The following is a 13,331-nucleotide window of genomic DNA, read 5'->3' as shown; positions in this document are numbered from 1 at the left end:
CAAGATAATTTAACGAAAGAAAATTTCACTTTTCGGTCGCCAATAAAAAGCATTATGAAAAGCCCTCTGGAGAAACTGATTTCAAAATGGAATATTTTACCGCACTAAACGTCAGAAGTCAGGATAACATTCTTCTGATTCACCAGCTTCAATTTGAAGAAGAATAGTTTTATCTCAGAATAATAAAGTAATTTTATAATTTAGTCTTAGATATAATAAGTAATATTTATGGATATTGTTGCTCAACACATTGCCCAAGCCCTTGCAGAAGATATTGGCGAAGGCGACCATACATCCCGGGCCACCATACCTGAAGATGCTATAGGCAAAATGAAACTTCTGGTAAAAGAAGACGGAATTATTGCAGGGATTGAAATTGCTAAAAAAGTCTTTAACGCTGTTGATAACGAAATAGTTTTTAATGAATTTATTTCTGATGGCGATGAAATCAAAAAAGGCGACATCGTTTTTATAGTGACCGGCAATTGCCGCTCCATGCTAATAGCTGAGCGTACCATGCTGAATTATATGCAGCGTATGAGTGGAATAGCAACAGTTACACATGCTTATATAAAGCAACTTGCAGGAACCAATACCCGACTGCTTGACACCAGAAAAACCACGCCCAATATGCGTATTTTTGAAAAAATGGCTGTTGCAATCGGCGGAGGAAAGAATCATAGAATGGGGCTTTACGACATGGTCATGATAAAAGACAATCATGTGGATTTTGCCGGAGGAATAAAACAGGCAATTATTGCTGAAAATGAATATTTAAAAAAACTCGGAAAAAAATTAAAAATTGAAATTGAGGTTCGTAATTTTACAGAACTTGAAGAAGTCCTCAATTGTGGTAGTGTTCACCGCATTATGCTTGATAACTTTACACCGCAAGACCTGAAAAAAGCAGTTAAAATGATTCAGGGCAGATATGAAACGGAAGCATCAGGGGGAATTAACCTAACAAACATACGTGAATATGCCCTCACCGGTGTGGATTTTATTTCCGTAGGCGCTGTAACGCATCATATACGCAGCCTTGACCTAAGTTTAAAAGCCATAGAATGAAGAAAAACATAAACATTAAAGAAAAGATTTTTTCATCCAGAACTTTCAGGCTTTTCAGGATAGCAACAAAAAAAATAATAATTCCCGGCTTTGATGGCATGCCGCTGTATGATGTGGTTGTTTTTTTTCTGAAAGGGCTTGTCAATGGCGCCATTACCACACGTGCAAGTTCTGTAGCTTTTAAGTTTTTCTTGGCCATGTTTCCGGCAATTATTTTCCTCTTCACGCTTATTCCATATATACCCGTTGAGGGGTTCCAGACAACATTACTTGATATTATTAAAAAGGCTTTGCCTGAAAACGGCTTTGTACTTATAAGCACAACAATAACCGATATCATTTCAAGGCAGCACGGGGGACTTTTGTCGGTGGGTTTTATACTTGCACTGTATTTTTCATCCAACGGAATTCTTGGCCTTATTACTGCATTCAATAATACCGCACATGATGTCGAAACACGAAAACTATGGCAGCAATATGCCATTTCCATTGCGCTGCTGGTCATTTTAACATTTATAATTTTTCTGTCCGTTATGCTGATGATGCTGGGTACTGCCGGCCTGCAATACCTGATATCAACTCAAATTATTGGAGAAGGTGTGCTTTTGTTTGTATTGAAAATTATTAAATGGCTAATAATTTTTATGATGATTTTTTTTGTTGTTTCATTTATTTACTATTTGGGACCTGCCAGAAGAAGACAATATCGTTTTATTTCTGCCGGTTCAACACTGGCCACGTTTTTATTTGTTGTCAGTACATTAGGATTTAAATACTATGTAAACAACTTTGCCAGTTATAATGCGCTATATGGCTCCATAGGAACGATTATTGTCATTATGATGTGGCTGTATTTTAACTCAATTGCATTGCTGGTGGGATTTGAGTTGAATGCCAGTATACTGCAGGCCAAAAAAACACAGACACATCAAAAACAAGTTTTATAAGTCCTGATATTAAAAATCAGGTTTTTTTTATGCCATAATATTTTTCAAACTTTTCTTTTCCTATTAATTCCTGAAGCCGCTTTTTATTCTCATCAGAAAGCTGAAATGAATTTATGCGCTGGTAACGTTTGTTGTGATGAATATCTTCAGCCTTTTTTATTAATTCATTTGTGGGTTTCTGAAACGGCTTGCATATGGGATATGTTTCTTTAATTAATGCAATCGTTTCGTCAGAATACCAGATGCGGCCGGCGTTGTATTCGTTTATATAAGTTTCATGCATAAAAATATCATCCCATTTGAGTTGAAAATATTCGTAAAAAATACGTTCTCTCTCTTTTAAAAAACCCGGATTACAGTCATTAGTGCGTTTGATATTATGCATGGTTTTTTGTGGCCCTTCCATTGACATCCAGCGAAAATCATAAGGGGCAAAGTCGCAAAAAGAATCAAGCCAGTCATATATGAGCTCCATGAGTCTGTCCCAGCAACGGCATATTGCATTCCACCGGTTCAACAACGGTTCGTATTCCCAGTCTTTATGAATACGCCTCAACGTAAAAAGAAAACTGTCGGGTGTACCGAATGGCGATTGAGAGGCAAGCTCATCATATATTTGTATAAGTTCTTCAGTTTTTTTCAAAGGAAGAGGCATGCAGAATATTTCATTAAATGTCTTCTCCTCCATTAATCCTTCACGGGCAATAATACTACCCTCCAGATGTTTGTATAAACCTTTTTCTTCACAGATTTTTAAAAAAACAGGATAGGAAACCCCCGACCGTCCCAAATCAATAATTTCTTTTAAAATATCATACAACGGTTTTTGTTTGGGTTCATTTTCATAGTTTTTTAAAGCGTCTTCATAAGCTTTCAATGTTTGCTCCATCAGTTCTTCATCACTGCCTGTTTTTGAGTATTGTTTTGATGACAACTCGCCTAATATTTCAGAATATAAATTGCTGAATTGAACAAAAAGTCCTTCGGTGGTCAGTTTTGCAGAAAACGAACCCAGGTCGTCCAATTCCACGGCAAGCTGTTCCATGCGGTCCAGGATGGATTTAAGTTTGTCAAATGCTTCTCCGGATGCTTTTTTATCCAGCAATTCCTGATACATATTACGAAAAGTGCCCAGCATCGAATCGGAATATTGTTTTTCTACCGGCATGTTATATCCCCCTGTATGTTTTAAATTGCTCAATACGTTTCATTATTACTTCGTCTGGCACCGGAATAAGGCGGCGGTGGCGGTCTTCCCATATCAGTTTATAATCAAAGTTCCAGTCTGGTTTCCATTTCTGTGATTCGGGAATTACCACTTTCGTCCATATCTTTCGGCCTTCGGCTAAAGACTCGTTTACCCACTCTTCGTGAATTTCTTTATGCCATTCCGGAGGTATCTCTGCTTGTTGCCAAACTTCAATATTTTCAAGGGCAATAAAATCACTGTAAAAATAAGATGTAAAAAGGTCGATAGAAACCTCAATGCTGACTGCAGCCTCAATTTCATTGGCTTTTTGAGTAAGCTCGTTCACTGATTGCACCGTTTCTATCATGTCAAGAGTTTGCTCTGAAGCTTTTTTGCGTATGGGTTCGTTGATATTTTCATAAAGTTCTTTGCGTGCCAGCGATTTGTCTTTGGTAAGAGCTATTGCGTTTTTGAGAGGCAGATTTACATTCTCCAGCCTGGTGCGAAACTCTTCAAGGCTGGTACTGTTTTGAATGGCGTCAAAAATGTTTTTTTCCGCTTCATAACTATTTTTGTAAACAGGATTGTTTTCGTATTTTTTCATACGCACCCTGTAGTATTCAATATATTCCTGATGGCGTTGGTCCATAATATTTTTTAGTAAATATAAAATTTTCCTTCCATAAAGCACAAAACAAAAGAAAATACAGAGAAAAATTAATATTATCTGAAAAATAATTGCATTTTTGCAGGCCGGAAAACTAATTAATTCATGGTATTTCATCCTTTTCTGCAGGTAAAACCCGCATACCTTAAACTTGTGTACTTCATTATAATTGTTGCATGCAGCCTGTTACTCGTTAATATTTTCGGGCTGGTGCTGGCTGTGCCGTTTTTCGGGAAATCATTTATCGAGAACCTTTCCTCTGCTCCCGATTATTCTGACCCTTTAATTATTGCACAGTTAAAATATTTACAGGTCGTCAATCAGCTTGCCATATTTATTGTGCCGGTATTGGTTTTTTCTATGTGTGCAGGGAAAAATATCTCTCATTATTTAAAGCTTTCTAATAAATTTAAAATTTTTTCTTTATTGATAGCGGCAGCTATTATTATCTTGGTACTTCCTCTTATCAATCTTATTACAGAATTTAACGGCAACATGAGTTTGCCTGAGCAATTGGGAGGTGTTGAAAAATGGATGCGTGATTCCGAAGCCGAAGCAGCAGCTGTAACGAATGCTTTTCTGGATACTGCCACTGTGGGAGGATTTTTTATAAATATTCTGATGATTGCTGTCCTGCCTGCTATTGGAGAAGAGTTTTTTTTCAGGGGTGTGCTGCAGCGTTTGCTGGGAGAATGGTTTAAAAATGTTCATGTGGCAGTTATTGTAACTGCGGTGATTTTCAGTGCGTTTCACCTGCAGTTTTATGGCTTCCTGCCGCGCTTTTTGCTGGGGATGTTTCTGGGGTACATATTTTACTGGTCGGGCTCATTATGGGTGCCAATAATTGTACATTTTATAAATAATGGCCTGGCAGTGGTGGTTGCATGGCTGTCGGCAAGAGGAATGGTTGATTTTAATTTTGAAACTTTTGGCAGTTCAGATAATTTGTTTGTGATAATAAGCAGCGGGGTAATAGTTGCCGGGTTGATGTTTGTGCTTTTTTTGTCGAAGAAGCCGGAAGTCAGAAGTTAGAAGCCCGAAGTCGGCAGCAGACAGGCGAACTAAATAAAATTTGTTTTTTGAAGATGCAGTCGTAACACCACTCCAAGTGGTACTACGACTTGCTAAAGAGGCAAGGGCGAAAAACCATGAAGGAGTCTTCGGAGCGCCAACCTGTATCATATCATTGATATTTATCAAAAGAAAAGCAAAATAAAAAATTTTTCATTTTTTTAGTTTTGCACCTTCAAATATACTAAAATAAAAGAAGGAGTTTTTTGCAATATATATTTTTTTACACTAAAAAAACCGTAATAAAAGAAAAAATCCGAAATGTTTCTGCAATGTTTATACAGGACAAAATAAAATCCTCAGAAAAACCTATAATAACAGGGGGTTCATTAAAAATATAAGTACCCGCTCACCGCTCTCATTCTGATCATGAGCTGAGGTTTTTTATCAAAGCAAACAGAATTCTTGATAACTCTTCGGCATCATTGTAAAACGCCTGAAAGCTTTCATAACTTATCATTTGTTCATCTTTTAATATATCAAGAATTGCCACACACTCAAAAATGGAACTGCGTGAAATGATAAAGAAATTGCGCCTGTCAGCCTTAGAAAATCGGCCAGAACCTTCTGCGATATTAAGCACAACGCTAAAAGCTGCTCTCCTTAGTTGGTTCTTAGTTGTAACATCCAGCCTTTGTGTGTTAATGAACTTTCGTATACCAGAATGAAATGATTTTGCCTTATAATAAACCTCAAGTTTTTCGAAGTCAAACATTTTATTGTGTTTTGCGGTCGTGTAATGTGGTAATGAGAGTGAGTGTGAGAGTAAGTGTGAGGGTGTAACAAATTACAATAATTTTCGCTCTCCCCGTTACCGCACGATTGCATCGTGTGGTTTAAAAAATTTTTACTTTATAAAAAACATTAACTTTGAACATAACTATTTGGTAAAAAATGAGCAGAAATTATAAGTTTCATAACCCAGAAGGAGCTTATTTTACAAGTTTTGCTGTGGTTGAGTGGCTTGATGTTTTTACAAGAAATGAGTATAAGCAAGTTATTATAGATAGTTTGCATTATTGTCAGAAAGAAAAAGGGATGGAGATATTTGCATGGTGCATCATGACAAATCATGTTCATTTGATTTTCAGAATTGTTAATGGGTTGTTGCCGGAACAGGTATTGGGAGATTTTAAAAGATTCACAAGTAAAAAAATTGTAAGAGAAATAACTGAGAATCCACGCGAAAGCAGACGAGAATTATTACTCGCATGCTTTAAGGAATCGGCATCAAAATCATCAAATGTAGAAGGATATCAGTTTTGGCAACATGATAATCATCCTATTGAACTTTGGAGTAATAAAGTAATTGCGGAAAAAATAAATTATATCCATACCAATCCTGTCGAAGCCGGTTTGGTTTATAAGCCGGAAGACTATATTTATAGCAGCGCCAGAGATTATTGTGGTGAAAAAGGATTGGTTAATGATATTATTGTAGTTAGATGAATATAAGGTTAATATGCCACACGATATAATCGTGCGGCAGCGAGGGAGTGTAACAAATTACAATAATTTTCGCTCTCGTTTCTCACTCTGAATTTGTACCCCGGGCGGGACTTGAACCCGCACGACCGCAATGGTCACAGGATTTTAAGTCCTGCGTGTCTACCAGTTCCACCACCAGGGCAACAAAGAACTTGTTTAAAAAAAATCCTCCCTGCTCGAGAGGAGTTTTTTTGAGCGGAAGACGGGACTCGAACCCGCGACCCCGACCTTGGCAAGGTCGTGCTCTACCAACTGAGCTACTTCCGCAAATAAGGGTTGCAAATATAATAATTTTTCACGAAATAAAATATTTTAAGATTTTCCGCCATTTTTTTTTACTTTTATTTCGCCTAAATATCTGTCATGCCGAAACTTTATATCATACCAACGCCTATTGGCAATCTTGAAGATATTACGCTGCGTGCCGCCCGTATCCTTAAAGAAGCTAACGCGATACTGGCCGAGGACACCCGCACCAGCAGTATATTGCTCAAACACCATGCTATCAGCAACAAGTTAATTTCTTATCACCAGTTTAATGAGCACCGCAACCTTCAAAACATTATGCTTCGGTTACAATCTGGTGAGACTCTGGCAATGATAAGCGATGCGGGAACTCCGGGAATTTCCGATGCTGGATTTTTGCTGATTAGAGAATGTATTGCCAACGGCATCGAGGTGGAATGCCTGCCGGGGGCCACGGCTTTTGTCCCGGCGCTTGTGGTTTCTGGCCTGCCCTGCAACCGCTTTCATTTTGAAGGGTTTCTGCCTCATAAAAAAGGAAGGCAGACGCGGCTTACTTTTCTTGCTGATTTACAAAACACGGTGGTTATTTATGAATCGCCGCACCGCCTGCTGAAAACCCTGGAGCAATGTGCAGAAACCTTTGGCGTTGAACGCAAGGCTGCCGTCATCAGAGAACTTACCAAAATCCATGAAGAAATTAGCCGCGGGACTCTTGGAGAATTGCTTGCAAAATATAAGGAAAAACCTATAAAAGGTGAAATTGTACTCATTATCGAAGGAAAACATTAGACTATGCAGAAAAGTTGCAGCATATTATTGTTTTTTGTTCTGTTTGCATTCAGCGGGCTGGCTCAAGAAAACATTCCCCTGCAACGTGATATAAATTTTGCGCTTGATAAATACCTTAATCATAAAGATGCTGAAGTTTTTACTGCACTAAAGCCTTACAATAATAGTTTTGTCGGGCAATACATCCTTACAGATTCGGCATTGACACCGGGCTGTAAAAAAGCCGGTGATAACGAACGCTGGTTTAAAAGAAAAATTTTTCGCGAAGATTTGTTTGTTGTTAACCATGAGGATTTCCACCTCTATGTCAGCCCGCTTTTTAATTTTGGATATGGCTATTCCTTTAACGACACACGCAGCCTGTATTACAACACACGTGGAGTTCAGATTCGGGGGGTGATAAGCAACAAACTTTTTTTTATCAGCAAATATTACGAAACACAGGCGCGTTTCCCCGATTATGTAAGCAATTTTATTGAAAAATACGAAGTGGCTCCCGGCTCGGGGCGTGTGAAAGAGTTTAAAGCGAGAGGCTATGATTTTGGAACCCCGGTCGGTTTGATTTCTTACAGCCCTGACTCACACTGGAATCTTCAGTTTGGGTTCGATAAAAATTTTATCGGCGACGGTTACCGTTCATTGCTGCTTTCGGACAATACTTTTCAATATCCCTTCCTGAAAGTATTTGTCAATTATAAGTGGTTTTATTATCAAACTATTTTTGCTTCATTTCAGAACCTGAACACAGATAGTGTGCTGAACGCACCTTATGTATGGTATCATGGCTACCAAACCAAACCGGCCACCTTCAATTTTGCGGGGTTCAGGATAGGAAAAAAAGTAGAGCTGGGCTTGTTTGAAGGCATCATGTTTACTTCCTCTGCAAAAAACACAAAATTTAATTTCTGCAGCCTTATACCTGTGATATTGGTGAACACAATACAATACTCCCTGAATAATAAAAATAATGCGCTGCTAGGCATAACTGCAAAATATAAACCTTTGAATACACTTGGGTTTTACGGTCAGCTGATGGTAGATAACCTGAAATTAAAAAAGTTATTTACCAAAGGTTATCAGGGAAATAACTGGGGGTTTCAAATCGGTGGAAAATGGTTCGGTATGTTTGGTTTGCAAAACCTTAATATGCAAGTGGAATACAATCAGGTCAGCCCGTATTCCTATTCGCATTTTTATCCTCTGCAGAGTTATACTCATTACAATCAATCTCTGACACACCCTCTCGGAGCCAATTTCAGAGAATTGACAGGTTTTATAAATTACCGCTACCGGAGAATATTTGCTGAAGCACAATTCAATTATGCTGTTGCCGGGCTTGATACAACAAATACTAACTGGGGGCAGGATGTATTTTTGTCACAGGTTTCTGCTCAATATGGATACCAGGCCGATGGGAATAAAACAGCACAAGGTATTAACACAGAAATACTGAATGCAGGAGTAAGAGCATATTACCTTTTCAACCCTAAAACAAATTTATTATTTGAAGTTGGTTATAATGCCAGATATATCAAAAATGATTACAAGGAAAAATTGACTCATTATTTTTATTTCGGATTAAAAACTTCGTTAACTAATATCTATCATGACTTTTAGAAATTTGTGAAGCAGATAAAACTACATATTACCCTTATAATTACCATGATTTCCCTTGGTAGTTTTTCTTTTGCACAACAAAATCATTATGAAGTTTTTTGGGGTACCCGCGAAGTACTCAATGCAAGGCTGTATCCTTACCGTGTTGATTTTCATCCTGATGTACAGCCTTATTATCTTAAAGACATAGTTCCGGTTGAGGATGTGGACAGTTTGTATGCCTTTAAGATTCCTAAACAAAATAAATTCTACACAAAAGCACTCACAGAAAACATTTTTCAGTTTAAAACCCAGAAAGTTCATATCGTTTCCGACCCCTTGTTTGATATCGTTGGGGGCACTGACATGTCAGAGAACAAAGCGCTTTTTGAAACCGGTATCGGCGCTAATATCCAGGCGGATTTTTTCAAAAAACTTTCTTTTGGCGGTACTTTATTTTACCATCAGTCTTCTTTTCCAAAGTTTCTGGAAAAAAAAATCGAGATAACGCGTGTTGTTCCCGGGCAAGGGTATGCCTATAGTTCTTCTCTCGGCGGGTACGACTACCTTGATTACAGCGGATATATATCCTATGGGTTTTTAAAGTATTTTACTCTTGAAGGCGGTATGGGTAAAAACTTCTGGGGAGACGGTTACCGTTCACTTTTTTTATCAGACGCCGCATATAATTATCCTTATTTAAAACTTACCACTAATGTTTGGCATATAAAACTGGTAAACTTATACACCAACTTTAAAGATATGTCGGGTACCGGTTCTTCCAGATGGACAAACATGGAAAATAAATACGGTGCCTTTCATTATCTAAGTTGGGACATATCAAAAAGGGTAAATCTGGGGTTCTTCGAAGCTATTATCTGGCAGGGAAAAGATACTGCCGGCAACCGTGGCTTTGAAATAAGTTACCTGAGCCCGGTTATCTTTTTCAGGCCAGTAGAATTTTCGCGTGGCTCACCTGATAATTCTTTACTTGGAGTGAGCCTGCGTGTGAAAGTGGGTAAAAAAACCTCGCTTTACGGGCAATTTTTAATTGACGATTTGATATTCGGAGAAGTAAAAAACGGCATTATTAATCGTTTAAAACACATCATTCATCCCAACGATTCAACATTGACTTATGGGTATTGGACTAATAAAGTTGCATGGCAGTTAGGTGTTAAATCGTATGACCTTTTTAAAATTAAAAATCTCTCGGCTCAGCTTGAATTTAATTTTGCCCGTCCTTATACCTATGCACACCGGCTTGTGATACAAAATTACGGGCATTACAACCAGCCGCTTGCTCATCCTGCCGGTGCCAATTTTTGGGAAACATGTATGTTTTTGCGTTATAATTACAAGCGCTGGTTCTTTGAAGGGCATTTTAATTATCTTGTTACCGGACTTGACACTGTTCATTCAGATTTCGGGCAGGATATTTACAAGCCTGCCTGGGATGCTTATGATGCAACCCTAAACAATGTTGTTGTTCAGCCATACTTAAATACAATAGGACAGGGCATAAAAACTAAAATAGCTTACTACTCATTAAATGTTGCATACCTTCTTAATCCAAAAAATAATCTTCGTTTCGTATTAGAATATTACTACCGCAGTTCGGATTCGGAACTATATCATGATTATTCTCACACCCTGATGCTGGGGCTCAGAATGTCAATCACCGGAAGGCATTACGATTTCTGATAACTTATTCCACATGCCTTTCTGCCGTTTGAATTATTTCTTCCGTATCCGAATTATAAACGTAGGCTATAACCTTACAATGCCTGTCAATGTAATTTGAAGGCAGGAATTTTTTATAGGTTTTTATTATTGCAGAATCCTGCAAAACCCCTCCGGCAGTTAAATTTTCGCCATAGGCACTGTTAAATGATTCGCGCAGTACATCATTAAATATATAGTTTGAAATATCCGGAACCGCTCCGTAGGTTGTATTATTATTCTTCTGAAAACCGCTAATGCTGTCTTCGGCAAGCAATACCACCAGCTTGGTATTTATATCCATATCTTCAAGAAAGGTTACTTTCACGTGAGTGCAAAGTTTCCGGTTTGTGTTATCATAATCATTGATAATCTGGATAAAAATTTTTGCCGGCTGATTAATTATCTGAGCAATTAATCCATCCCATGATGAAGAATTTCCAAAAGTTCTCTGGTTGTTTATCGTATCCCTGTTAAACATAGCCCGGGGCCAAGAATTTATTGAAAAATGGGAATTATAGTCGGTTCCAATATCCGTAGTTAAATCAAGAGCATAATCTCCTGTTTCGTCGGGAGTGGCATAGCCTCCTGCATGTATGGCAAGTGTAATTATTTTTTCACCATAGTCTTGTTTAATCTGATGGATATAAAATGCAGCTTCGGGGCAATTGATACATTTATGCCCGGTAAATTCTTCAAGCAACACTGTTTTAACATGATGTGTATCGGCAGGGAAGTCGGGCACAGAGCAGTCCGACACGTCTGTGACGTTCATATAGGGCGGGTAAATCTTATCGCAGGAAACAAGACTAATAATTGCCGATGCAGCAGCTAAAAAAGTAATATGTATAAATTTTCTTTTCATCGGATTCCTTTTAAAAGCTTGAAGTGATGGTAAGTGTAACGCCATTGGCGGCCGGAACATACCTGCAAACGCCTCCAATACAGAAAAATCCTGCACGCTGGCGGCCATAGTTTAAGGCTATTCGTGTTGTTCCGGTAACATAAGCTGCAGACACACCATAATAATGCAAACGCTTACTACTTTCGGGGTTTCCGTAATTATACATGTCTGAAACGGAAACATACCATTTTGGCGCAATAGTGTATTCTAAGAGCCCATAAATCCATGAACCTTCGTGTTGTTTTGCATACATGTGTTGCAATTCTGCTCTTAGTGAATGTTTGTCATTGATATTATAAGTCAAATCAACCAGAGCTGTATGAGAATGCACATCTGGTATTTCGTGTCCCTCAATTATCCTGGCATTATACATTATATAAAAGTAATTAAATATCAGCTTAAATTGTTTGTTGATTTTTTTAGAAAACTCAAAATTAAACTCTTCATAATACACATCTTTTCCTAACTTAAAAAAATCTGAACGATAGCCTAATGTGCCGGAGGAGTCAACCGGCGTTTCATCATTTATCTTTGCCTTATGTATGGCATTATACCTGACATAGGTCGCAGAAATGTTTGTGCCGTATTTACCACCCAGTTTTGTTTTTTTCTTAAAGGTGTAAATGGCTTGCCCCTGAACACCGAATTCTCCCTTAGGCTGAGTTGCATAAACAAAAATTGAGGGCAGGGCATATGTGGTTTGCTTTGCCAGAGAAGGAATATAATTAATGTTAAGGTCTGTTCCTTCGGCTTCCCTGTCGGATTTAAAACTCATATTGTCTGTCCGGATGGCTGCAAGATAAAGGCCCAGTCCTTTACGACTGTATGTCAGTTGAAGCAGGGTGGCATTACCGGATTTGTATATCTTATTATTAATATAGGAAGGGTCATTTATTTTATAGGCATACTCGCCTTTTATTTCAAAGTTTTTATAATTGATACTGCCACGGCCCCCGTAAGCAGCCACATTTTTGGGCAGGTTGTACACTGGGTCCGAAGCTTCCTGATATTTACTTACAAAAGTACCTCCCACAGACACCCTGAGTTGTTTATCATTCAGCTTGTTAAAAATATCATTTATGGCAAACTCACCATCCACCCCCCGAACAATACCGGGGCCTCGTTCAAAATAAAACCGCTGCATGCCCCAGATGCCCTTAAGTGTAATACCTTTCCACGGGCTGTAACGTATATTTATACCATCCAGTGAATTATCGTATCCGAGTGATGCATCCTGCCAGGCTCTGAAAATAAGCCCGGAACCAAATTGTTCGTAAGAATTACCAATGGTAAACCCAAACTTATCTTTTTCAAAGGCAACATAACGATAAGGGATGCCTATGCCTTTATATCTTGGGTCAAAGCCCTGCAATGCGTATAGGTAATTCTCAAAGCGCAGGCCAGCCGAAAATGGCCCATTGGAGTATATTATGTTTGCAAAGGCATTCATAAGAACTTTTTGCGGAACTTCCGGCGCTCCTATCGAAGAATCCTCAATATAATACATCCCGTCAAACTGAAAATTGCCGCTGACCTGACTGTTTTTAAGAAATTTCTCAATTCCCTGCGCTTTTGTTTCACTATATGAAAAAGCGCAAAAAACCAAAAGGATGATTATTGTTTTAAGATATTTCATCATTAAAC

Annotated in this window: 12 protein-coding genes and 2 tRNA genes; 7 read left to right on the top strand and 7 right to left on the bottom strand. The window is 38.3% G+C overall.

Features of this window, described 5'->3' with window-relative positions:
• Window positions 1-228: 228 nt before the first annotated feature.
• The gene (gene nadC / locus M0R16_10630; protein MCK9613328.1) at window positions 229-1,068 is read left to right on the top strand and encodes a carboxylating nicotinate-nucleotide diphosphorylase; all 840 of its coding nucleotides are present in this window, start codon (window positions 229-231) and stop codon (window positions 1,066-1,068) included.
• The gene (locus tag M0R16_10625; GenBank protein ID MCK9613327.1) at window positions 1,065-2,015 is read left to right on the top strand and encodes a YihY/virulence factor BrkB family protein; all 951 of its coding nucleotides are present in this window, start codon (window positions 1,065-1,067) and stop codon (window positions 2,013-2,015) included. The genes nadC and M0R16_10625 overlap by 4 nt, the downstream gene beginning before the upstream one ends.
• A gap of 16 nt (window positions 2,016-2,031) precedes the next feature.
• On the opposite strand, the gene M0R16_10620 is transcribed toward M0R16_10625, so the two are convergent.
• A complete protein-coding gene (locus M0R16_10620; protein ID MCK9613326.1) occupies window positions 2,032-3,183 on the bottom strand; it encodes a hypothetical protein in 1,152 nt (383 codons plus the stop codon).
• 1 nt (window position 3,184) lies between these two features.
• The gene (locus M0R16_10615; GenBank protein MCK9613325.1) at window positions 3,185-3,853 is read right to left on the bottom strand and encodes a hypothetical protein; all 669 of its coding nucleotides are present in this window, start codon (window positions 3,851-3,853) and stop codon (window positions 3,185-3,187) included.
• A gap of 123 nt (window positions 3,854-3,976) precedes the next feature.
• On the opposite strand from M0R16_10615, the gene M0R16_10610 reads away from it, so the two are divergent.
• Window positions 3,977-4,903 carry a CPBP family intramembrane metalloprotease gene (locus tag M0R16_10610; GenBank protein ID MCK9613324.1) on the top strand — a complete coding sequence of 309 codons (927 nt, stop codon included), beginning with the start codon at window positions 3,977-3,979 and terminating at the stop codon, window positions 4,901-4,903.
• Window positions 4,904-5,309: 406 nt separating this feature from the next.
• Here M0R16_10610 and M0R16_10605 read toward each other — a convergent pair whose 3' ends face one another.
• Window positions 5,310-5,657: a four helix bundle protein gene (locus M0R16_10605; GenBank protein MCK9613323.1), complete on the bottom strand. Its 348-nt coding sequence runs from the start codon at window positions 5,655-5,657 to the stop codon at window positions 5,310-5,312.
• 179 nt (window positions 5,658-5,836) lie between these two features.
• Between M0R16_10605 and M0R16_10600 the strand changes: the two genes are divergently transcribed.
• Window positions 5,837-6,391, top strand: coding sequence for a transposase (locus tag M0R16_10600; GenBank protein MCK9613322.1), 555 nt, complete (start codon window positions 5,837-5,839; stop codon window positions 6,389-6,391).
• A 96-nt stretch (window positions 6,392-6,487) separates the two neighbouring features.
• Here M0R16_10600 and M0R16_10595 read toward each other — a convergent pair.
• Window positions 6,488-6,572: transfer RNA gene (locus tag M0R16_10595), tRNA-Leu, on the bottom strand.
• Between the two features lie 52 nt (window positions 6,573-6,624).
• Window positions 6,625-6,697: transfer RNA gene (locus M0R16_10590), tRNA-Gly, on the bottom strand.
• A gap of 96 nt (window positions 6,698-6,793) precedes the next feature.
• On the opposite strand from M0R16_10590, the gene rsmI reads away from it, so the two are divergent.
• Genes rsmI through M0R16_10575 form a run of 3 tightly spaced genes read left to right on the top strand, consistent with a single transcriptional unit; the run spans window position 6,794 to window position 10,765 of the window.
• Window positions 6,794-7,465, top strand: coding sequence for a 16S rRNA (cytidine(1402)-2'-O)-methyltransferase (gene rsmI / locus M0R16_10585; GenBank protein MCK9613321.1), 672 nt, complete (start codon window positions 6,794-6,796; stop codon window positions 7,463-7,465).
• Between the two features lie 3 nt (window positions 7,466-7,468).
• On the top strand, window positions 7,469-9,082 hold the full coding sequence (locus M0R16_10580) for a hypothetical protein (protein MCK9613320.1): 1,614 nt from the start codon (window positions 7,469-7,471) through the stop codon (window positions 9,080-9,082).
• Between the two features lie 6 nt (window positions 9,083-9,088).
• Window positions 9,089-10,765, top strand: coding sequence for a hypothetical protein (locus M0R16_10575; protein ID MCK9613319.1), 1,677 nt, complete (start codon window positions 9,089-9,091; stop codon window positions 10,763-10,765).
• 4 nt (window positions 10,766-10,769) lie between these two features.
• Here M0R16_10575 and M0R16_10570 read toward each other — a convergent pair whose 3' ends face one another.
• Together M0R16_10570 and M0R16_10565 are read right to left on the bottom strand one after the other, a co-directional pair.
• On the bottom strand, window positions 10,770-11,648 hold the full coding sequence (locus M0R16_10570) for an Omp28 family outer membrane lipoprotein (protein MCK9613318.1): 879 nt from the start codon (window positions 11,646-11,648) through the stop codon (window positions 10,770-10,772).
• Between the two features lie 10 nt (window positions 11,649-11,658).
• Window positions 11,659-13,326 (bottom strand): DUF6029 family protein, encoded by a 1,668-nt coding sequence (locus M0R16_10565; GenBank protein ID MCK9613317.1) that lies wholly within the window; start codon window positions 13,324-13,326, stop codon window positions 11,659-11,661.
• Window positions 13,327-13,331 lie beyond the last annotated feature (5 nt).

This window comes from Bacteroidales bacterium, from assembly GCA_023228145.1.
Classification (GTDB): Bacteria; Bacteroidota; Bacteroidia; order Bacteroidales; family CAIWKO01; genus CAIWKO01.
The sequence above is the reverse complement of the archived record's forward strand: the minus strand, read 5'-3'. Positions and strand labels throughout refer to the sequence as shown.